The following is a 22864-nucleotide window of genomic DNA, read 5'->3' on the forward strand; positions in this document are numbered from 1 at the left end:
TTTTCTCAAATGAATAAACCTGACCAAAGTCGTCGCGACACATTGAAAATGCTTGGATTCGGCTCCTCGGCCGGTCTGTTAAGTCTGTTTGGTGGCATCTCCACCGCCGAAGCTCGTGAACAGCAGGGAACCCCGCAGTATGCCAAAGGGCTGGCACCCGTCAAGATCAAAAGTGTAAAGGCCATCGCCACCGCACCACAGGGCTCGAATCTGATCGTGGTAAAAGTGGAAACTACTGAACCCGGTCTGTATGGCCTTGGCTGTGCCACCTTCACCCAGCGCGCTGCCGCCGTCGTTGTCGCCATCAATAGCTACCTCAATGACTTCTGCGTTGGCAAGGACGTCGACAACATCGAAGACATGTGGCAGTCGGCCTACGTCAGTTCCTACTGGCGCAATGGGCCCGTTCTGAACAACGCTCTCTCCGGCCTGGATCAGGCTTTGTGGGACATCAAGGGCAAACGGGCCAATATGCCGGTTTATCAGTTGCTGGGCGGAAAGGTTCGTTTCGCCATCCCCTGCTACACCCACGCGGGCGGCAACACCCCCGAAGCCTGTGCCGACAGCGTGAAGAAGTTCATGGAACAAGGCTTCAAGTACATTCGCATTCAGCAGGGCGGCTACGGTGGCGTCGGTAGCACCGTCGACAAGCCTGACTTCAAAGCGGCCAACTTCGGCTATGAGGGCGACGCGTACATGAACGTAATGGGTTACCTCAAATCGGTGCCCAAGATGTTTAACGTAGTTCGTAAAGAGTGTGGCGAGGAGATCGAACTGCTCCACGACGTACACGAGCGTGTGCAACCCATGGAAGCCATCAACATGATCAAGCAGGTGGAAGAATACCGGCCTTTCTTTATTGAAGATCCCTTCTCGCCCGAAAACATGAAGTGGTTTGCCCAGTTGCGGCAGACGACCACCGTGCCCATTGCGATGGGTGAGCTGTTCAACAACATCAACGAGTTCAAGGAGCCGATGGTGAACCAGTGGTTCGACTATATCCGGATTCACGTCTCGCAGATCGGCGGTATTACCCCAGCCATGAAAGTAGCGCGGCTGGGCGAGTGGTTCAACGTGCGCACCGCCTGGCACGGACCGGGCGATGTGTCGCCGGTAGGTCATGCCGCCCACGCACACATCGACCTCGCGGTCTGGAACTTCGGGATTCAGGAAGCGGTGCAGTTCTCGGAAAAGACACAGGCCGTTTTCAGCGGTTGCCCCACGATGAACAAGGGGTATATGTCGGTCAACGAGGTGCCGGGTTTAGGGGTTGACATCAACGAAAAAGAAGCCGCCAAATACCCGATCACGACCAAGTCGAACTGGCAGGTACGGAAGATGGATGGAACGATCATCAGACCGTGATTTAGTGGAGTCTGTGGTGTCGGATTTAAGAACCCGACACCACAGACTCCACCAACTCCATCACTCCACCAACTCCACCACTAAACTCCCCTAAACCCAAATGAAATCATCAAACAAAAAACCGGGCATGTCTCGCCGGGCGGCTATCCAGTCGGTGCTGGGTGTGACGGGCGTGACGGCCATGACGCTCCCGAAATCGTCGTATGCGGCCAACCCGGGGCATTTTGCCGATTACAGCAAGGTGAAGATTACCAAACTGGAAACCTTTCTGGTGAAGCCGCGCTGGATCTTTCTAAAAATCCATACCGATGTGGGCGTTGTCGGGCTGGGTGAACCGCTGCTCGAAGGGCGGGCGCTGACCATCCAGACGGCCATTAAGGAAGTGGAGCCTTACCTGATCGGGAAAGACCCGCGCCATATCGTTCATCACTGGCAGGCCATTTACCGCCACGCATTTTACCGGGGTGGTCCCATCCTGACCAGCGCCCTGAGCGGCATCGACCACGCCCTGTGGGACATCAAAGGCAAGCTCCTGAATGTGCCGGTCTACGAACTGCTCGGCGGCCCCACCCGCGACCGGGTGCGCGTGTACGGACGCGCCAGTTCGGGCGAGGAGATTAAGAAACGGAAGGCCGAAGGCTATACCGTCATCAAAACGGGAGTCTTTAAAAAAGATCCGGCTAACATTGTCGAGAACCCCCGTTTCGTCCGCAACGCCATTAATAATTTTGCTGAATTACGGCAGGCCGGTGGCGACGATATGGACATTGCCATCGACTTCCACGGCAGCATTCCGCCCCAGACCGCCAAAATCCTGATCAAAGAGCTGGAGCGTTACCAGCCCATGTTTGTAGAGGAACCCTGCCAGGCGCAGAACGTGGATACGATGGTCGACATTGCACGGGGCACTCACCTGCCCATTGCCGCCGGGGAACGAATTTTCACGAAATGGGGCTTCCGCGAACTGCTGGAGAAAAAAGCTGTCAGCATCGTTCAGCCCGACCTCTGCCACGCGGGCGGCATTACAGAAGGCCGCCTGATTGCGGGCATGGCCGAAGCGTATTATGTGCCGATTGCCCCGCACAACCCGATGGGACCAATCTCGCTGGCTGTTGGTCTGCAACTGGCCGCAAGTGTCCCCAATTTTCTGGTGCAGGAGCAGGTGTCGCTGGGGGAAGGCTACATCAAGAACCCGTTCAAGCTACAGAAAGACGGTACCGTCATGATTCCGCAGGGCCCCGGCCTGGGCGTCGAACTGGACGAAGCGCAGTTGAAAGACAAGATCGGCCACGACTGGAAAAACCCCGAATCGTACAATGCACTCGACGGCTCGGTAGTGGACTGGTAAGCATGAGTATAACCCTCTTGCAAAGCTACTCCAACACAATTAATCACCTTTTACTCAATCAATTTCCTCATGAAAAAACATGTAAAGCTTTTCTTTTTTCTGTTGCTGCTATGCCGGGGCTATGCCTTCGCACAGAACGCCAGAATCACGGGTACGGTCATCGGCCCGGACAATCAGGGACTGCCGGGCGTCAACGTTCAGGTGAGTGGGACCACGTTGGGTACGGCCACTGATGCAACGGGTCTTTTTACGCTGAATGCGCCCGCCAACGGGTCACTGGTGTTTTCGAATATCGGCTATGTGAGTCAGACAGTAGCGATCAATGGACGCTCGGTTGTTAATGTTCAGCTGGCAGAAGACCAGAAAACACTCAGCGAAGTAGTTGTGGTAGGGTATGGTACGCAGCGTAAAACGGACGTTACGGGTGCGCTGTCGGCCATCTCGACAAAAGAATTTGCCCAGCAGCCCGTTACCCGCATTGATCAGGTCTTGCAGGGCCGCGCGGCTGGCGTACAGGTAACCCAGGCAACGGGGGCACCGGGTGGCGATGCCCGCATCCGGATTCGGGGAGCCAACTCGGTGCTGGGAAGCAACAACCCATTATATGTGGTGGATGGATTCGTCGGCGCTGATTTCAACTTTATTAATCCCAGCGATATTGAAACCCTTCAGGTACTGAAAGATGCCGCTTCGACATCCATCTACGGGAGTCGCGGGGCCAATGGCGTGGTGATTATCACGACCAAGAAAGGAGCACGGGGTATTAAAGTAAACTACGAAGGGCAGGGCAGCGTATCGAGTGTTATCAAGAAATACGACGTGCTGCCCGCCGGTGAATTTGCCGAGATCGTAAACGCCCGCGCTACGGCCACCGGCTCCAACCTCCCTTTTACTACCGACCAGATCGCCCAGTTTAAACAAAACGGCGGCACCGACTGGCAGGACATCGTCTTTCGCACAGGCAGCGGCCAGCAGCACCAGATCACCGTGTCGGGTGGTGGCGACAAAACAACCTTTCTCATTTCCGGCAACTACGTCAACCAGAACGGAATTGTCGAAAACAGCGGCTTTAAACGGTATATTCTGCGCACCAACCTGAATACCCAGATCAACGACAAGCTCTCGCTGCGGCTGAATCTGTGGGGTACGAAGTCCCGTAACCACAACACCAACGGGGGCGGGGCTATCATTCAGGCACTGGCCTGGGCACCTACTACCCCCGCTTACGGATCGGATGGACAGCCCACATTCACTGACCCCATTGGTTCGGTGTATCGAAACCCGATTGATTACCTCTACGATCAGGCCGTCGACCTGGACCGGTCGTCCATCAACGTCAACGGCGGTTTGAATTACAAGCTTCCCATCAAAGGGCTCACGCTGGATTTGCAGTACGCGGTCAACTACCTGAACGCCCAAAACCTGAACTTTTCGGGCAAACGGCTGTCCAACAACAACCCAAGCGCCAGCCGCTACTCATCGGAGCAGGTGACCTTGCAGAACACGAACTCGCTGAACTATACAGCCGCCTTTGGTAACCACTCCATCAACGCGGTGGCGGTGCTGGAAACGCAGCAGTTCACGGATAATAACTTCACGGCTACGGCTACGGGGCTGCGCTTTCCGCAACTCGGCTACAACAACATCGGCGGCAACTCGGCAGCTTCGGTAGGCTCCGGCTTTCAGAAATGGACGCTGCTCTCGCTGCTGGGCCGGGTGAATTACGCCTTCAAAGACAAGTACCTGGTGACGGCGGCCGTTCGGCAGGATGGCTCGTCGAAGTTCAGCCCCGAGAACCGAAACAGCGTTTTCCCCTCACTGGCGCTGGGCTGGCGACTATCAGAAGAGGAGTTCATCAAGAAAATGAATGTGTTCAGCAACCTGAAACTTCGCGGTAGCTGGGGCATGACAGGCAGCCAGGCCATCAATCCCTACGCTACCCTGTCGCCCTACAACACCACCTTTGTGGCTTTCAACAACACGGCGGCTGTGGCGGGTGTGATTCAGGGCAATCAGGGCAACCGGAACCTTAAATGGGAAACGACCAAACAGACCGACGTAGGTCTGGAGATGGAATTTTTCAACGGACGCCTGCGCTTTGAAGCCGATTACTTCAAGAAAAACACCACCGATCTGCTGCTGAATGTTGCCTTGCCAAGTTATGCCGGTGGCGGTACGCAGACCCGAAATGTGGGCGAAATCGAGAATAAAGGGTTTGAGTTATCGCTCGGTGGAACGCCCTTCGACAAAGGCGGCTTCCGCTGGGAAACGAACCTGAACTTTTCTACCCTGAAAAATCAGGTCATCAGTCTGGGTGGTCTGCCCCGGCTGGGCACCGGCACCGGCGTAGGCGCGGGTATGTCGACCACCAACGAGTTTATGCTCATGCCCGGCGAACCGCTGGGGTCGTACTGGGGACTCAAATACCTCGGCACCTTCAAACCCAACGAATCGGATCTGGCGGCTAAATTCGGACGCGTTCCCGGCGATCCGCATTACCAGGACCTCAACGGCGACAACTCCATTACAACCGACGATTTTCAGATCATTGGCCGGGCGTTTCCGAAAGCCACCGGTGGCTGGAACAACACCTTCAGCTACAAAGGGTTGACGCTGAACGTTTTCTTTAACGGCGTGTTTGGTGTCGATAAACTCAACTACACGCGGGCGGCTGCACTTTCGGGCGCGGGCGATGCGCGGCAGTTTATTCTGTCTGAAATCCGGGATTACTATCGGCCGGGTAACGAAACCTCGGATGTACCCGCCTTTACGAGAACGTACCAGCCCTTTACGCAATCCAGCCGATTCCTGGAAGATGGCAGTTTCGTCCGGCTCAAGAACGTAAGTCTGTCGTACAACCTACCGGCGTCGGTGCTTAAAAATAAGGCGAATGCACGGGTGTTCTTCAGCGCCACCAACCTGTTGACGTTCACAAAATACAAAGGCCCGGACCCGGAGTCGAGCAGCGTTGGCTCCAGTACCGATACCGCTATTGGCATCGACTACGGCTCTTATCCTAACTCAAAAACCTACACCATCGGCCTGAACCTCGGTTTCTAAGCCCCTCACTCTTCGCCAGTATGAAAAAAATATTGATCTGTTTACTCGCTGCGGCTCTGACAACGGGCTGCAAAAATTACCTCAACGAAGACACCACCGGCCTGCTCTACGGCCCCAATGTACTGTCCACGCAGGATGGGCTGGAATCGGCACTGACGGGGGCTTATAAAGGACTTGGCTCCCAATGGTCGTACGGATTTATTCACCCGTCGGCCAATGCGGCTGTGCTGGGAGCCGACGACGTGACCACTCACCCGGCCAGCAACAAGGCCGACTGGCGGGAGTTCGACCAGTTCAACGTGTCGACCACCAACCAACGGTCGGGGGCGGTGTACAATGGCTGTTATAAAGCCATTCAGGGCGCGAACAACGTCATTAATAACTATTCGAAAACGGCAGGCACCAAGGCAACGATCGACATCATTGCGGGCGAAGCTTATTTTATCCGGGGCTTTTCGTACTACTGGCTCACGCGCTTTTATGGCAACATTCCCCTCGTTACGGCAGGTGAATACTCGGACAGTTTGTTGACCATCAAAAAATCGACGGTGGCGCAGGTGTATGATCTGATCGTATCCGATCTGAAGAAAGCCGAAACCATGCTGCCCAACACCCGGCGCGATCCGGGTCGGCCAAACGCGGGGTCAGCGAAGGCTTTTCTGGCCGATGTATACTTGACAATGGCGGGCTGGCCCCTGAAGCAAACCGACAAATATGATCTGGCAGCGGCCAAAGCCAAAGAGGTCATCGACAACCGTGCGCTGTACGGGTTTCAGCTGATGCCCACTTTTGCCGCCGTCTTCGACAACGACCCGGCAGTGTCCATCATTCCAGAATCGGTCTATCAGATCAGCGGCTTTGCAGCCGGCAGTGGTACGGCCAATGCGACCTATGGCAACACCGCCATGCCCGGCGAAGAAGGCGGCTGGGACGATATGTTTGCGGAGCTGAATTTCTTCAATACCTTTCCCGAAGGTCCCCGAAAAGACAAGACGTTTCGGACGCAGTTTGGCCTCGGCACCAGCACCATTCCGTGGCAGCAAAGCCTGACCCGGCACCCGTACTACCAGAAGTGGTATATCAAAGGCAACATCGTAACGTCGAGCATTTCGCTGCCATCGGTCATGATGCGCTACGCCCACGTGCTGACCATTTATGCCGAAGCCAAAGCACGGGGCACCGGTGGCCCGGATCAGGCGGCCTATGATGCGCTCAACCAGGTACGACTACGGGGACGGGCCACCGGAACGAAAGCGCTGACTCCCGGCGATGGATTGACCGCCAGCCAGTTCGCCGATGCCGTAGTGGAGGAACGGGCGTGGGAGTTTGCCGCCGAGCGCACCCGCTGGTTCGACCTCGTCCGGCTCGAACAGGTGGAAGCGGCCAATGCCAAAAAGAGCCCCGACGACTTACAGCCGATCAAAGCGATCACGAAAGCCAATTACTGGTTCCCGCTACCGTACAGTGACACGTCGCTGAACCCGAACTTGAATTAGAGAGTCTAATGTTCGTGGTGTCAGGTCCTCAGACCTGACACCACGAACATTACACCCACTCCACCACTTACCCACTCCACCAAATGACCCTAAAACGCATTCTCATCCCGGCCTTTGCCTTGATTGGCTTAAGCAGCACGATCATGCCCTCGCCCGACGGGCCGCAGGCTGACCTATCCAATAGCATCATCCAAACGACGCTTTACCTGCCGGATGAACAGCAGGGCTATTATCAGGGTACGCGTTTCGACTGGGCGGGAGCGTTTAAGAGCCTGACCTACAACGGGCATAGTTTCGTTGACCAGTGGTTTGAGAACTACGACCCCAGGATGCACGACGCCATCAATGGACCCGCCGAAGAGTTTACGCCCCTGGGCTACGCCGAAGCCAAAGCCGGGGATACGTTCGTGAAGATTGGCGTGGGCACCCTTCGTAAACCCGCCGATAAACCCTACACCTTTGCTACCTACTACGACGTGGCCGATCACGGCAAATGGCGTGTCAAACGGCGCAAAGACCGCATTGAATTTACCCACGAGTTGAACGACCCGACGGGCTACGGCTATGTGTATCGCAAAACGGTAAAGCTCACCAAAGGGAAACCGGAAATGGTGCTGGAGCACAGCCTCAAAAACACCGGCAAATTACCCATCCAAACGAGCGTGTACGACCATAACTTCTTTATCATCGACAAAGAGCCCACCGGTCCCGGCATCGAAATTCTGTTTCCATACGACGCTAAAGCTGAAGGAAAAGGGTTCGGGAGCGTCATTGTACCCCAGGGAAATCGGTTTATCTACGCCCGCAATCTGGAGAAAAAAGAGAATGTTTATACGGCTGGCGTGCAGGGGTTTCGTCCGACTCCCGACGATTACGACATCCGCATCGAAAACCAGAAGACGGGGGCCGGTGTCCACATTACCAGCGATCGCCCCATGGAAAAACTGGTGTATTGGGCCTGCGCCACCACCTCCTGCCCGGAACCTTACATCCGGCTGGAAGCAGCCCCCGGAAAAGAAGTGACCTGGAGAATACAGTATGAATTTTATGAGAAAGGCAAGTAGCCGTACCTCTTCAACAAATCCATGAATACATTCCTGAAACCTATACTCGGTCTGCTTATTCTGGGAAGTTTCATACCCCTGAAAGACGATCCGAAGTCAATTATCCAGTCGCCCCCCAACGACGACTGGCCAACTTATGGCGGTAACAATGCCGGTAACCGATACTCGAAATTAACGCAGATCAACACGCAGAATGTAAAAAGCCTGAAGCTGGCATGGAGCTACGAAACGGGCGACAATAAAGACGGGTCTCAGCGGGGCATGGACATTCAGTGCCAGCCCATCGTTGTTAAAGGTGTGCTGTATGGCACCTCGCCCCGGCTGAAACTCTTTGCCGTCGATGCCGCGACGGGTAAACAGCACTGGCAGTTCGACCCCTTTGCCGACCCCGACACTAAGCCCCGATTTCATCCCATGCGCGGGGTGATGTACTGGGAAGATGGCAACGACAAACGGGTACTCTACACTGTGGGCTCCTTTCTGTATGCCATCAATGCCGACACCGGTAAGCCCGTCGAGAGCTTCGGCAAGCAGGGAAAGGTCGATCTGCACGAAGGACTTGGCGATAAGGAAACCATCGGCCACGACGTGGCGAACCTCTCTATCCGCGTTACGACACCCGGCGTCATCTACAAGGACATGCTCATCACCGGCTCGGCCGTTAACGAAGGGGGCGACGCGCCACCGGGCTACATCCGGGCGTTCAACGTGCGGACGGGCAAACTCGCCTGGGTATTCCATACCATTCCGCTACCGGGCGAGTACGGCTATGAAACCTGGGCCAAAGATTCCTACAAAAAGCTGGGCGGGGCCAACTGCTGGGCAGGTATGGTGCTGGACGAAAAGCGGGGGGTCGTGTATGCCGGTACCGGCTCACCCTCGGTCGATTTTTACGGAGGTGCGCGGGAAGGCCAGAATCTCTTTGCCAACTGCGTAATTGCCCTGAACGCCACCACCGGCAAGCGAATCTGGCATTTCCAGACCGTTCACCACGACTTGTGGGATCGCGACCTGCCCTGTCCGCCCAACCTCATCACCGTAAAGCATAAAGGCCCCGATGGTCGGCTCCGAATGGTCGAAGCGGTAGCGCAGGCGACCAAAGACGGCTATGTATTCGTCCTCGACCGGGATTCGGGCAAGCCGCTCTTTCCCGTCAACGAAGTCCCCGTCATGACATCACCTGCTTTACCCGGCGAAAAGCCCTGGCCAACGCAGCCCGTACCAACCAAACCGGCTCCGTTCGTTCGGCAGGAGCTGACCGAGAGCGAGATAACCACCCGCACGTCCGAAGCCCATGCCTACGTTCTGGACCGCTACCGGAACAGTCGGCACGGAAGCAAATACATGCCGCCGAGCATCGAAGGCACCCTGTACTACGGATTCGGTGGCGGGGCCGAATGGGGAGGCAATGCCGCCGATCCGGACGGAATTCTCTACCAGAATGCCAACACTATGCTGTGGTGGCTCAAGATGCGGGATGTTCGCGCGCAGGCCGATGGCGTAGCCCTGACGCGGGGTGGTAGCCTGTTCAATACCAACTGCGCCGTTTGCCATGCCGCGAATGAAAAATCGGGGGGAGCCAGTCAAACGGCACAGGCTTACCCTAATTTAACGGATGTTGGCAAGCGATTGACGAAAGAGCAGATCGCGTCTATTCTGGTAACCGGCCGGGGACGGATGCCCTCCTTCGGTCACTTGTCTGCCGACGACCGGGAAGCCATTATCCGGTTCCTGCTGAAACAGGAGACGAAACCGGCCGCAACTGCTTCGGCCAGTAATGATCTGCATAGCTCCGTGGTGAACACGCCGACCGCCGAGGGGGCCGATTTCCCGTACAGTCCGCCCTATCTGAACAATGGCAACACCCAGTTTCGGGATCAGGACAACTACCCGGCCATCAAACCGCCCTGGGGCACGCTCAATGCCATTAACCTGAATACCGGCGAGTACCTCTGGCAGGTTCCGCTGGGCGAATACCCTGAATTGACGAAGAAAGGCATTCCGCCCACCGGTACCGAGAACCACGGAGGCCCCATTGTCACGGCGGGTGGCCTGGTCTTTATTGCGGCTACGTATGATGAGAAGATTCGGGCCTTCGACAGGAAAACCGGTAAAATCGTGTGGGAGTACACCCTGCCCGCCGGTGGTTTCGCCACGCCCATCACGTACATGGTCAACGGAAAGCAATATATTGTCATTGCCGCGGGCGGAACCCGCTACGGACTCAAGCCCGGTGGCTCGTATGTCGCATTTGCATTGCCGTAAGTCGTACAAAAAAGAAGCAGTAATGAAAAACTATCTATTAGGGTGTGATTGGGGGACGTCCTCTTTTCGACTACGGCTCATAGACAGCTCAGACCATCAACTTATCGGGGAGATTACGTCGCAGGAAGGGATTGCCAACACCTTCACGGCCTGGAAAGCCATTGGCGATGGCGCAACGCTGCCCAGAGAGCAGTTTTTTCGGCGCCAGCTGAAGCGTCAGATCAACCAGTTATCGACCAAAGTGGGCATCGATCTGACTGGCATTCCTATTGTCATTTCGGGCATGGCGTCATCGTCCATTGGCATGGCCGAAGTGCCGTACGCCACCCTGCCTTTTCCGGTCGATGGCAGCCTGTCCAGTACGAAGCGACTACCCAAACAGGTGAATTTTCCTCATGAGATAACCCTGATTTCGGGCGTTCGGACGGAGCATGATGTCATGCGTGGCGAAGAGACGCAGCTAATCGGACTGCTGGCCCTGCTGGATACACTGCACGTTGCCGCCGACGCGTCGATTCTGATCTTTCCGGGCACCCATTCGAAGCATATCTTTATACAAAATCAACAGGTGATTGATTTTCAAACGTTCATGACGGGCGAAGTCTTTAACCTTATGGCGCATTACAGTATTCTGAAAGATTCGATAGCGCCAACGCAACTGACGACATTCACGAACGATCAACTTGATGCTTTTAAATCAGGCATCAACGAATCGGATTCATCCTCTATCCTCAACAGTTTGTTCCGGGTTCGGACTAATCAATTATTCGGTTTGCTGAACAAACCCGACAATACGCTTTACCTGAGCGGCTTGCTGATTGGTGCCGAACTTAAAACGCTCCTCAACCAGCCGCAGTCTCAATTAATTTTGTGCAGTGGCAACAACCTGTATGAGTTGTACAAACTGGCTATGGAAGAGCTGCAGCTGAGCGACCGAACGACCACGATTTCGTCCGATCTAATCGACAAAGCAACCATCGCCGGACAGGTAAAAATCGCTCAAAACCAATTGGTTATTGGCTAATCAGGCGTCTAAGAGTAACCACAAACTCAATCACCAGTAATCAATCATCAGTAACCAACCAGATGAGTCAACAACCCTTTTCCTGGGAGCTATTTTCCAAAGCGCCCGTCGTAGGCATTATCCGGGGTCTTCAACCCGACGATATTCATCATATCATGCCCGTATATCGGGAAGCTGGCTTAACCACCATCGAGGTCACGATGAATACCGACTTTGCCGAGGCCATCATCCAAAATGCGGTTAAATACCATAGTGAGGGGCTGAATATCGGTGCCGGAACGGTCTGCACACTGGACGACCTGGATAAAGCGCTGGCCGCTGGTGCTCAGTTCATCGTCACGCCCATCCTCGACAAGAAAGTCATCAAAGCCTGTGTGAAGCGTGGTGTACCCATTTTTCCGGGTGCTTTCACCCCGTCAGAAATCTACAAAGCGTGGTCGCTGGGGGCGTCGATGGTCAAGATTTATCCGGCCACCTCACTTGGCCCCGACTACATAAAAGATTTGAAAGCTCCCCTCAGTCAACTCAAACTTATGCCCACGGGTGGCATCAGTCTGGACAACATGGCCGCGTACTTCAGCGCCGGAGCCGACGGGCTGGGGATTGGCAGCCACCTGTTCGATAAGGCACTTATTAAGCAGAAAGACTGGGAGGGGCTAAAAAAGCATTTACAGGATTTTGTCGAACGCATGAAGAAGGCACGGATTTGATGGCGCTGTGGCGCTGGCGCGAGAGAATACTCGCGCCAGCCTTTATCTCTAAACCCTACCCCTGTGACTACTACTACTAAAACCAACAATTATCGGTGGATCATTGTCCTTTTGCTGTTCACCGCTACTACGGTCAATTACCTTGACCGCCAGATCATCGGCCTTCTGAAGCCCATTCTCGAAGTTGAATTTGCCTGGACAGAAACCCAGTTTGCCAATATCGTGATCGCTTTCACGGCAGCGTATGCCGTTGGTCTACTGGCCTTTGGCTGGTTTATCGATAAGGTGGGGACGAAAGTAGGGTATGCCGTTACGATCGTATGGTGGAGCGTGGCGGGTATGCTGCACGCACTGGCCCGCAGTGCATTTGGTTTCGGCCTCGCCCGCGTTGGGTTAGGGTTGGGCGAAGCAGGAAATTACCCGGCCGCGGTGAAGACCGTGGCCGAATGGTTTCCGCAGAAAGAACGGGCGCTGGCAACGGGGCTGTTTAACGCCGGTACCAGCATTGGGGTGGTGGCAGCCCTGCTCATCGTTCCATGGATACTGAATCACTACGGCTGGCAGGAAGTATTCTGGATTACAGGGGCAATGGGCTTTGTGTGGCTGATCTTCTGGCTGATCTTCTATGAAGTTCCTGCCCGACAGAAACGGCTGTCGGCAGCAGAATATGAGTACATTACCAGCGGTCAGGAAGCTGAAACGGAAAAAAAGTTGTCCATTAAGTGGTTCAAGCTGTTTACTTTTCCGCAAACCTGGGCGCTCATCACCGGGAAAGGACTTATCGACCCCATTTACTGGTTTTTCCTGTTCTGGCTCCCCTCCTATTTCTCGTCGACTTTCAAGCTGGACCTCAAAAAACCAAGTCTGGAACTGATGCTCATCTATCTGGCCACCACCGTGGGCAGCATTGGGGGCGGGTTTCTATCATCCTGGCTCATTAAACGCGGCTGGCCCACGCTAAAAGCCCGAAAAACCGTCCTTATCGTCTTTGCCGGGTTGGAATTATCCATTATCCTCGCTCAATTTGCGACGGATGTCTGGGTAGCCGTGGGCCTGATCAGTCTGGCGGTGGCCGTTCACCAGGCGTGGGCGACCAATGTGTTTACGATGGCGTCTGATCTATTTCCGAAACAAGCGGTCAGTTCGGCCGTTGGTATAGCGGGGATGGCCGGGGCCGTGGGCGGCATTTTCTTTCCGATGCTGGTGGGTCGTTTGCTGGACGCCTACAAAGCGGCTGGAAATCTGTCGGGAGGCTACAACGTATTGTTCACCATTTGTGGTTTCACCTACCTGACGGCCTGGATCATCATCCATCTCCTTACCCGAAAACCTAAACAGGTCGACATCAGCGAGCTGACCTAAATTAATTCCCAACTATGCACCAGCCAATAAATCCGGCCGAGATTCCCGTGAGCGTTGTAGGGCTGGGTCTGATGGGTTGCAGCATTACCGTCTGCCTGCTCATTGCGGGGCATCCGGTGGTAGCCATTGCCCCCTTACCCGCCGACATGGACACGGCCGAGCCTCGCATTCGCGAACACCTGACCAAAGCCTTCGAAAAAGGGCTGGTCACCCAACGCTCCGAGCATTACCTGGAACAGCTGACCATTACGGAAGATTACACCCTGCTAAAGCCCTGCAAGCTGGTGCTGGAATGCACCCTCGAAGACATCAACATTAAGAAATCCGTCTACGAAAAGATCGAAGCCGTCGTTGGCGACGATGCCGTGATCACCAGCAACACCTCAGCTATTCCGATCAGCATCCTTCAGCGGCAAATTCGGTTACCGGAGCGGTTTCTGGGCTTACACTGGGCCGAACCCTCACATACGACCCGCTTTCTGGAGATCATCTGTGGCGATCTGAGCAATCAGCAAACTGCCGAATGGCTCTACGAACTGTCGCATCTGTGGGCTAAAGAACCTACGCTGGTGCGCAAAGACATCCGGGGATTTATTGCCAATCGGCTGGCGTACGCCATGTACCGCGAGGCTTTTAATCTGGTCGAAAACGGGTACGCAACGGTTGAGGATGTAGACCGCGCGTGCCGAAACAATACGGGTTACTGGATGACGCTCGTAGGTGTATTCCGATGGATGGACCTGACGGGCGTACCGGCTTACCATACGGTCATGAAAGATTTGCTCCCCACCCTGAGCAACAAAACCGAAGTACCCAAACTGATCGACGACATTGTAAAAGCGGGTGGCAAAGGTGTTCAGAACGCCCACGGTTTCTATGAATACACGCCCGAAGAAGCTCAGCTATGGAAAGAAACCTACGAGGAATTCAGCTACGAAATTCGTCAGCTAGCCCTCAAATACCCAGCTGATGTGGTGAAGAACAAACTGAAAAAGGAGAGTGAAGAGTAGTTAGTATGTGTGCTGGCGCGGGTGAATACCCGCGCCAGCACTGGATCAGTAAATATTACCCTCATGTTCATTATTGATGCCCACCTCGACATGGCCCTCAACGCCATCGAATGGAACCGTGACTACCGACTATCGGCCCACCAGATCCGCGAACAGGAAGCCGACATGACCGACAAGATTGACCGGGCCAAAGGCACCGTTTCTCTCCCCGACCTCCGCCGGGGTAACATCGGTCTGGTCGTAGCGACGCAGATTGCCCGTTTTAACCAGAGTAACGGCAACCTGCCCGGCGCAGGCTGGAACTCCCCCGAACAAGCCTGGGCCATGACGCAGGCGCAGCGGGCGTGGTACGAAACCATGGTCGACACGGGCGAAATGGTACAAATCACGGATCGCGCCACCCTCGATAGCCATGTAAACCTTTGGCTCGACGAAAGTGTACCGAACGATACCAAACCCGTTGGCTATATCCTTAGTCTCGAAGGAGCCGACTCGCTGGTGAATCTATCGTATCTGGAGAAAGCATACAATTACGGCTTACGCGCCCTCGGCCCGGCACATTACAGTACCGGCCGCTACGCGCCCGGCACCGGCTTAAGTGGACCGCTCACCGCACAGGGACGCGAACTTATTAAAGAAATGGACCGGCTGGGCATCATTCTCGACGCCACTCACCTCACCGACGAAGGCTTTACCGAAGCGCTTTCTTTGTATAAAGGTCCGGTGTGGGCGAGCCATCACAACTGCCGGGCGCTGGTGCCCCACCAACGGCAGCTTACCGACGACCAGATCAGGCAGTTGACGGAACGGGGCGGAGTTATTGGCGGGTGCTTCGATGCCTGGATGATGAAACCCGGCTTCACCCAGCGGGTCAGCAACCCCACCGAATTCGACATTTCGATCGAAACGATCATTGACCATTACGACCACATCTGCCAGCTCACCGGCAGTAGCCAGCATATCGCCATTGGCAGCGACCTCGACGGCACCTATGGCATCGAGCAATCCCCCAGCGACCTCGACACCATAGCCGACCTGCAAACCCTCAGCAGCCTCCTCAGGAAACGCGGCTATACACAGGAAGACATCGAAAACATCTTCCACAAGAACTGGCTGCGGTTTTTGCGAAACGCCTGGCATTAACCCCAGTCATGGAGGACGTTACTTCCTCCGCGCGCCGGACGGTCACCTGCCCCCCGGACGGTCACATGCCCCCCGGACGGTCACCTGCCCCCCGGACGGTCACCTGCCCCCCGGACGGTCACCTGCCCCCCGGACGGTCACCTGCCCCCGGATTGCATCCGGGGTTATCCACAGTCAACCCCTTCAGGGTTGGGAGAGAGAGGTGGGCGTCCACGGTGCCACTCCTGAGTGGCACCGCGCGCCGGACGGTCACCTGCCCCCGGATTGCATCCGGGGTTATCCATAGTCAACCCCTAAGGGGTTATTATGCGAGTGGGCTTGTTCTCATGTTTTGGACGGCCATACCAACCCCGTCGGGGTTGACTGTGGATAGCCCCGGATGTAATCCGGGGTCATTTTAAAATTTTTTAAAATAAAGTTTCGGAAAAGAGAGTATTCGCCAACGACTTCTGCATCTTTCCTCCAAATGCACCGATAGCGCATTCATGTGTATGCAGGAGTACAGGGATCTGGAACCCGAAGAATTGGCCCTCGATTCGTCTTTTCAACGCTGGCAGTTGAGCCACGACCCCGCGGCCGATGCATTCTGGCAGGCATGGCTGGATCACAACCCGGACAGAACCGAGCTGGTCGATAAAGCAGCCTCACTGCTGCTCTCCCTACACACTACATACAGCGAACACGTTGCCGAACGGCTCCCGATTTCAGAACTGGAAATTCAGGAAGAAATCAGCCGATTGTACGATGCGCTGGACGATCGGGAGGTACCGGTTATATCCGTACCCTGGTTTCGGGCCGGGCCTTTTCGCTACGGCATGGCGGCTAGTGTACTGCTTATGCTCGGCCTGTTTGGCTGGTATCAACTCCGCTCGTCGGCCAACAAAACGCCGGAAACCTATAGCGAGCTGGTGGCACAGGCTACGGAGCCGCTGTCGGAAGTGAGCAACACCACCGACCGGCCCTTGCGGGTCGATCTGCCCGATAAAAGTACCATTACCCTCTATCCAAAGAGCCGCGTGAGTTACGACCGGGAGTTTGCGGGAGCAAAACGGGAAATCTATCTATCCGGGAAAGGCTTTTTTGAAGTCGTCAAAAATCCGTCAAAACCATTATATGTGTATGCCAACGGGCTGGTTACCAAAGTACTGGGCACCAGCTTTACAGTACAGGCTTACGATGGAGACCGTCAAATGAAAGTGGTGGTCCGAACGGGAAAAGTAGCGGTGTTTACTCAGAAACAGATTGCGCAGCGCCCCAAAGAAGAAACGTTCAAGCTGGACGGCATCGTGCTAACGCCCAATCAGCAGATTGTGCTTTCGGCTGAGAAAACACAGCTAAAAAAGAGCCTGATCGAGAATCCGGTTTTACTGGAGCAAGCCCTGCAAAAGCCCCTTTTCGCTTTTAAACGCACACCCATCGCCGATGTGTTTGCCACCCTTGAGGAGTCGTACGGCGTGTCGATCGTCTTCGACAAAGACCTGATGCGAACCTGTTACCTGACCGCAGCCTTCACGGACGAACCGCTTTTTGAGAAACTGGACCTGATCTGCAAGACCATCAACGCCAGCTACAAGCAGGTAGACGGCACTATCCAGATCAGTAGCAATGGCTGTTAATACCTGTATCCGAATTATCATCTAACCTAACTAATTCTTCGATGCCTATGATCAATAACGTACCGACATACGCATAAAAAAGGCGGAGATGCGCTAACATCTTCGCCTTCAAAATCGCCCCTCGTTAAGCTCATTACGATATCCGCAAAAATTGCGGACCGGGACTTTATTGTGCCGAATTTTTCAACCGACAAAAGCCAAAACTATGTCAAAACGAGTACTTTATCAAAAGACTTTACAGAAAATCATGCGCATTGGCATCTACCAGGCCTTTCTTTCTGTCGCTTTTGCCACCTTCTCCTACGCCTTCGAGGTAAGTGGGCAGAAAGTGCTTGAGCAAAAAGTAACCCTTCAACTGTCTAACGCCGATGTCGAGAAAGTGCTGGACAAACTGGAGACCGTCACGAACGTCAAGTTCATGTACAATCCGCAAATCTTCGGGACAGATACCAAAGCCACCTACAAGTTTCGCAGCGAACCGCTCTCCGACGTCCTGAACAAGATCCTGAACCCGTATCAGGTCACCTATGAAGTAGTTCAGGAACGCATCATCTTAAAACGAATCGAATCCCCTTCCGAAATTAAAGCCCCCATCCAGCAGGAAGCCCCCAAACGGAAAGTAGCGGGTGTGGTGCTCGACGAAAACGGAGCGGGTCTGCCGGGCGTGAGTGTCGTGCTCAAAGAAGCACAGAAAGGAACCACTACGGGGGCCGATGGTACGTTCTCGCTGGAAATTCCCGACCAGAACGCCGTACTGGTGTTCAGCTTTGTTGGTTATAAACGGCAGGAGGTCACCGTAGGCAATCAAAGTAATCTCAGCGTAACGCTGGCCCCCGAAGCCAGCACCCTTGGCGAAGTTGTCGTGACGGCGCTGGGTATTGCCCGCGAGAAAAAAGCCCTCGCCTACGCCGTGTCGGAAGTGAAAGGCAGCGAATTCACCCAGGCCCGCGAAAACAATGTGGCCAACGCCCTGACCGGTAAAATAGCCGGTGTCAACGCGACGGGTATGGCTACCGGCCCCGGCGGATCGAGCCGCATCATCATCCGGGGCAACGGCTCCCTCAACGGCAACAACCAGCCGCTCTACGTTATCAACGGCATGCCCATGGACAACAGCACTCCCGGCGGCACCACCGCAGACGGCAACGGCATGAACGTGGACCGGGGCGACGGCATTGGCGGGATCAACCCCGACGATATCGAATCCATCAGCGTTCTGAAAGGCGGTCCGGCGGCTGCCCTCTACGGCGCCCGCGCTTCCAATGGCGTTATTCTGATTACGACCAAAAAAGGCCGCGCCCAAAAGGGAGTTGGTGTGGAGATCAACAGCAACACGACCTTCGAAGATATTGCCGTTATTCCGAACTGGCAGTACGAATACGGACAGGGTCTGGATGGTAAAAAACCAACCACCGTGACCGAAGCCAAAAGCACCGGACGCCTTTCATACGGCGCCAAAATGGATGGGCTACCTACCATTCAGGTGGATGGGCAACTGCACCCTTATTCTCCCCAGAAAAACAACCTGAAAAACTTCTACCGCACGGGTACGAACTACATCAATTCGCTGGCGTTTACCGGTGGTAACGAAACCGTGAACTTCCGGCTGGGCCTGAACAACACCCAGTCGAACAGCATTGTACCCAACTCGTCGTTCTCCCGGCGGATCGCCAACCTGAACCTGAACGCGTTTCTGGGCAAGAAACTGAGCGTTGAAACGGTGTTTCAGTACAACGTGGAAGAAGGGATCAACCGCCCGAAAGTAGGGTATGCCGATTTCAACCCGCACTGGGCAACGTACCTGATCGCCAACGTCGTCGACATTCGCAGTCTGGCACCGGGTTACGACCCGGTTACGGGCAAAGAGATAGAATGGAACCCCGTTCCGGCCGCACCGAACCCGTATTTCGTGATCAACAAGTTCAAGAATAACGACACCAAACACCGGTTCATCAGCCAGGGAAGCATCCGTTACGACATCCTGGACAACCTGTTTATCAAAGGCAGTGTCAGCCAGGATTTCTACAGCTTCTCGTCGGAATACGTCCAGCCAACCAATAACGCTTATCAGCCGCTGGGTACCTACGAAGCGCGTAAAACGTCCTCGTCGGAAACCAACGGCATGCTGACCCTGAATTACAACACCACGTTTTTCAAGGATTTGACCTTTTCGGCACTGGCCGGTATGAACGCCCAACGGAGCATTTACGACCAAACGGTTATTGCAGGCAGTGAATTTACGGTGCCGTATTTCTACAGCTACACCAACCTCGCTACATCGACCACGACACCAACGTACCTGAAAAGCGCCATCAACTCGGTATTTGGCTCGGCCGATTTCGGGTTTAAGAACGTAGCGTATTTAACCCTGTCGGGTCGGCAGGACTGGTTCTCGGTGCTGAACCCCAAAAGCAACAGCATCTTTTACCCATCTGTCGGCGGCTCGTTCATACTGTCAGACGCGTTCCAATTACCTAAGGCGGTGAGCTTTGCCAAACTGCGGGCCTCATGGGCGCAGGTGGGTGGCGCTACGGTCAATGCCTACCAGATCTACCAGTATTACTCCATGCAGCAGGGCGGCCACAACGGTCGGCCGGTACAGGTGCTGTCATCGTCGCAGGTACCCAACCCCGACCTGAAGCCACTGACCTCGACCACTTACGAAGGCGGTATCGAAGCCAAATTCCTGAACAACCGACTGGGCATCGACCTCACCCTCTACAATCGCAAAACGACGGACGACATCGTAACGACGAACATCGCCCTGTCGTCGGGCTACACCTCGGCCCTGCTGAACGTGGGGGCGCTGAGCAACAAAGGCGTTGAGCTGCTGCTGACCGGCACACCCGTTAGCAGAGGCCCGTTCTCCTGGGATGTGAGCTACAACATGGCCTACAACAAGAGCAAGATCGAACAACTGGCCACGGGTATCACCGGCATTGATGTCGGTGCGGGTGTGGGCGGTGGTCTGGTTCGGAACGTGCTCGACCGGCCTTACGGCACCGTTTGGGGCTATAATAAGAAAACCGACGCCAACGGCAACGTCGTGTTCAATACCGCCAGCGGTTACGCCGTGCGTGGTGATTTGCAGGAAATCGGCCAGGGAACGCCCCCGCTCACAATGGGGATCACGAACAACTTCCGCTACAGGAACTTCTCGCTGAACGTGCTGGTCGATGGTAAATTCGGCAGCATCGTGTACTCGAACCTGTACCAGTACGCTTACCGCTTTGGTTTGCCGCAGGAGACCCTGCCCGGCCGCGAAACGGGCATCACCGTTACGGGCGTAACGCCCGAGGGTGCCCCCTACACCAAAACATGGAGCAAGGAAGAGGTCGATACGTATTACGACAACGACAAGAATTACACGGCCATGTTTATGTTCAACAACGACTTCGTAAAGCTGCGTCAGGTGATCTTGAGCTACAGTCTGCCCGTTGCCAAGTTGCCGTTCCTGAAGCTTCAATCCGCCACGATCTCGTTTGTGGCGCGTAACCTGGCTATTCTCTACAAAGACAAGAAGAATCAGTATTTCGACCCCGAATCGGGCTATACGAGCACCAACGCCCAGGGTCTGGAAGCGTTTGGCGTTCCCAGAACCCGTAGCCTGGGCGTGAACTTAATGGTGAAATTCTAACCAAAAAATTTTCTGACGATGAAGAATCTGATCCAAAAAATACTGATTGTGGCCCCGATGCTCCTGCTCCTGTCTGCCTGCGACAAGGGCTTCGAGGAGATGAACGTGGACCCGAATAAATACTCGGAAGTGGTTCCCGGCTACCTGTTCACGCGAGCGCAGCTGGACGGCGTAAGCACCAACTTCACCGGGGCTGCTTACCTGACCATTGGCCAGTCGATGCAGCAGTTCGCCACCTATAAAGAGGTACCGGCCGCGGGCGACAAATACTTCAACTACAGCTACTCGACCGGCAACTGGAATGCCTACGCAGGCACCGGGGCCGGGCAGGGCGCGGTAGTATCCATCCGGCAGGTGATCGACGCGGTGTCGACCAGCCCACTCGATGTGAACAAGCGCTCGGCAGCTCGTATCTGGAAGGCGTACATTTTCCACCGCCTGACGGACATGTACGGCGACATCCCCTATTTCAACGCGGGAGAAGCCCTTTCCGCCAAAAATTACAGCCCCAAATACGACACCCAGCAGGCTATTTACGCCGATCTGCTGAAAGAGCTGGATGAATCTATTGCCGCTTTCGACGCCAGCAAAGCCACGTTTGGCACCGCCGACCTGATGTACGGGGGCGACATCACCAAATGGAAGAAGTTTGCCTATTCGCTGATGCTCCGGCTGGGTATGCGCCTGACCGAAGTAGACCCGGCTCAGGCCAAAACCTGGAGTGAGAAAGCCATTGCCGGTGGGGTTATTCTGGACGATGCAGACCGCGCTGTGATTGCTTACGTCGATGGCTCACAGACGGCCAGCCGGAACTTCATTGCCAGTGGTCTTATCAGCACCGACTACGTTACTCCCGGTGGCGACAATGTGGAAGGCGGTAAGTACGCCAAAACGTTCATCGACTACTTGAAAAATACCAAAGATCCACGTCTGAACGTGATCTCGGTTGTGTGGACTACCACGGATGGCAAGACCTTCACCGCCGACACCACAACGGCCCTGCAAAGCGGTATGCCTAACGCGGCCTACAACAACCTGCCCGCCAATTTCAACTCATTTTCGGAGCCAAATCCCAACACCCTGTTGAAATACAGCACCCCGCTCATCGTATTTGGCAATGCCGAAACGAACCTGCTGCTGGCCGAGGCTGCCGTTCGTGGCTGGTCCAGCGGCACCACCGCAGCAACGGCCTATGCCAATGCCGTGCGGGCCGGTATGCGGCAATGGTCGCTGTTCGGAACGGGCGGAACGATTTCCGAAGCGAAGATCAATGCGTATCTGGCAGCTAATCCGTACAAAGCCAGCGGGACAATAGCGCAGCAGATGGAGCAAATCCAGACGCAGAAATGGGTTTCGCTGTTTCTGGAAGATGAGTACGAGATCTTCTCTAACTGGCGTCGGACGGGGTACCCGGTACTCACGCCAACCAACTATCCGGGTAACCTCACCGGCGGCAAAATCCCGACACGCTTCGTGATCCCCGATTCGGAAGAGACGTATAACAAAACCAATTTCATTGAGGCACGTACCCGGCAAGGCGGCACAAACACGCTCTCCAGCGTGGTGTGGTGGGATAAGTAGTAATGTATGATGTATGATGTGGTTCCAGGTCCTGGAACCACATCATACATCATACATCACTCTGCTCTGCAAATGCTAAGCTTCTGCCGGTAAAATCAATGCATTACACAGTTTCTAATATTTTTTAATAAATTGACAGGCAGTGGCTTAAAATTAGAGTAAGTTCCTAAAAAATACCCTTTT

Annotated in this window: 14 protein-coding genes; all 14 read left to right on the plus strand. The window is 54.9% G+C overall.

All coding sequences use genetic code 11. The annotated features are described in order from the left end of the window. The first annotated feature begins 9 nt into the window (after positions 1–9). The 14 genes from ACYVJM_RS09685 to ACYVJM_RS09750 all read left to right on the plus strand — a co-directional run bounded on the left by ACYVJM_RS09685 (position 10) and on the right by ACYVJM_RS09750 (position 22681). Entirely contained in the window at positions 10–1365 is a 1356-nt protein-coding gene (locus tag ACYVJM_RS09685) for an enolase C-terminal domain-like protein (RefSeq protein WP_461148021.1), read from the plus strand. 100 nt (positions 1366–1465) lie between these two features. Beyond that, positions 1466–2713 (plus strand): galactonate dehydratase, encoded by a 1248-nt coding sequence (gene dgoD, locus ACYVJM_RS09690; RefSeq protein ID WP_461148022.1) that lies wholly within the window; start codon positions 1466–1468, stop codon positions 2711–2713. 69 nt (positions 2714–2782) lie between these two features. After that, complete coding sequence (locus tag ACYVJM_RS09695) at positions 2783–5773, plus strand: SusC/RagA family TonB-linked outer membrane protein (protein ID WP_461148023.1); 2991 nt, start codon at positions 2783–2785, stop codon at positions 5771–5773. A gap of 20 nt (positions 5774–5793) precedes the next feature. Continuing rightward, the gene (locus tag ACYVJM_RS09700; protein ID WP_461148024.1) at positions 5794–7269 is read left to right on the plus strand and encodes a RagB/SusD family nutrient uptake outer membrane protein; all 1476 of its coding nucleotides are present in this window, start codon (positions 5794–5796) and stop codon (positions 7267–7269) included. Between the two features lie 83 nt (positions 7270–7352). After that, positions 7353–8333 (plus strand): hypothetical protein, encoded by a 981-nt coding sequence (locus ACYVJM_RS09705; protein ID WP_461148025.1) that lies wholly within the window; start codon positions 7353–7355, stop codon positions 8331–8333. Between the two features lie 21 nt (positions 8334–8354). Beyond that, positions 8355–10598, plus strand: a complete 2244-nt coding sequence (locus ACYVJM_RS09710) for an outer membrane protein assembly factor BamB family protein (protein WP_461148026.1) — start codon at positions 8355–8357, stop codon at positions 10596–10598. 22 nt (positions 10599–10620) lie between these two features. Continuing rightward, positions 10621–11622, plus strand: a complete 1002-nt coding sequence (locus tag ACYVJM_RS09715; RefSeq protein WP_461148027.1) for a 2-dehydro-3-deoxygalactonokinase — start codon at positions 10621–10623, stop codon at positions 11620–11622. A 62-nt stretch (positions 11623–11684) separates the two neighbouring features. Next, a complete protein-coding gene (locus ACYVJM_RS09720) occupies positions 11685–12332 on the plus strand; it encodes a bifunctional 4-hydroxy-2-oxoglutarate aldolase/2-dehydro-3-deoxy-phosphogluconate aldolase (protein WP_461148028.1) in 648 nt (215 codons plus the stop codon). 63 nt (positions 12333–12395) lie between these two features. Beyond that, the gene (locus ACYVJM_RS09725) at positions 12396–13694 is read left to right on the plus strand and encodes an MFS transporter (protein WP_461148029.1); all 1299 of its coding nucleotides are present in this window, start codon (positions 12396–12398) and stop codon (positions 13692–13694) included. A gap of 14 nt (positions 13695–13708) precedes the next feature. Further along, a complete protein-coding gene (locus ACYVJM_RS09730; protein ID WP_461148030.1) occupies positions 13709–14704 on the plus strand; it encodes a 3-hydroxyacyl-CoA dehydrogenase family protein in 996 nt (331 codons plus the stop codon). Between the two features lie 63 nt (positions 14705–14767). Next, positions 14768–15847, plus strand: coding sequence for a dipeptidase (locus tag ACYVJM_RS09735; protein WP_461148031.1), 1080 nt, complete (start codon positions 14768–14770; stop codon positions 15845–15847). Positions 15848–16338: 491 nt separating this feature from the next. After that, positions 16339–17463, plus strand: a complete 1125-nt coding sequence (locus tag ACYVJM_RS09740) for a FecR family protein (RefSeq protein ID WP_461148032.1) — start codon at positions 16339–16341, stop codon at positions 17461–17463. Positions 17464–17668: 205 nt separating this feature from the next. After that, the gene (locus ACYVJM_RS09745; RefSeq protein ID WP_461148033.1) at positions 17669–21100 is read left to right on the plus strand and encodes a SusC/RagA family TonB-linked outer membrane protein; all 3432 of its coding nucleotides are present in this window, start codon (positions 17669–17671) and stop codon (positions 21098–21100) included. An 18-nt stretch (positions 21101–21118) separates the two neighbouring features. After that, complete coding sequence (locus ACYVJM_RS09750; RefSeq protein WP_461148034.1) at positions 21119–22681, plus strand: SusD/RagB family nutrient-binding outer membrane lipoprotein; 1563 nt, start codon at positions 21119–21121, stop codon at positions 22679–22681. The last annotated feature ends 183 nt before the right edge of the window (positions 22682–22864 follow it).

The organism is Spirosoma pulveris (assembly GCF_054781875.1).

Coding starts and splice junctions, on each gene's coding strand:
- ACYVJM_RS09750 (WP_461148034.1), top strand. CDS start 21,119: ATGAAGAATCTGATCCAAAAAATACTGATTGTGGCCCCGATGCTCCTG.
- ACYVJM_RS09735 (WP_461148031.1), top strand. CDS start 14,768: ATGTTCATTATTGATGCCCACCTCGACATGGCCCTCAACGCCATCGAA.
- ACYVJM_RS09715 (WP_461148027.1), top strand. CDS start 10,621: ATGAAAAACTATCTATTAGGGTGTGATTGGGGGACGTCCTCTTTTCGA.
- ACYVJM_RS09685 (WP_461148021.1), top strand. CDS start 10: ATGAATAAACCTGACCAAAGTCGTCGCGACACATTGAAAATGCTTGGA.
- ACYVJM_RS09745 (WP_461148033.1), top strand. CDS start 17,669: ATGTCAAAACGAGTACTTTATCAAAAGACTTTACAGAAAATCATGCGC.
- ACYVJM_RS09705 (WP_461148025.1), top strand. CDS start 7,353: ATGACCCTAAAACGCATTCTCATCCCGGCCTTTGCCTTGATTGGCTTA.
- ACYVJM_RS09710 (WP_461148026.1), top strand. CDS start 8,355: ATGAATACATTCCTGAAACCTATACTCGGTCTGCTTATTCTGGGAAGT.
- ACYVJM_RS09720 (WP_461148028.1), top strand. CDS start 11,685: ATGAGTCAACAACCCTTTTCCTGGGAGCTATTTTCCAAAGCGCCCGTC.
- ACYVJM_RS09695 (WP_461148023.1), top strand. CDS start 2,783: ATGAAAAAACATGTAAAGCTTTTCTTTTTTCTGTTGCTGCTATGCCGG.
- dgoD (WP_461148022.1), top strand. CDS start 1,466: ATGAAATCATCAAACAAAAAACCGGGCATGTCTCGCCGGGCGGCTATC.
- ACYVJM_RS09730 (WP_461148030.1), top strand. CDS start 13,709: ATGCACCAGCCAATAAATCCGGCCGAGATTCCCGTGAGCGTTGTAGGG.
- ACYVJM_RS09740 (WP_461148032.1), top strand. CDS start 16,339: ATGCAGGAGTACAGGGATCTGGAACCCGAAGAATTGGCCCTCGATTCG.
- ACYVJM_RS09700 (WP_461148024.1), top strand. CDS start 5,794: ATGAAAAAAATATTGATCTGTTTACTCGCTGCGGCTCTGACAACGGGC.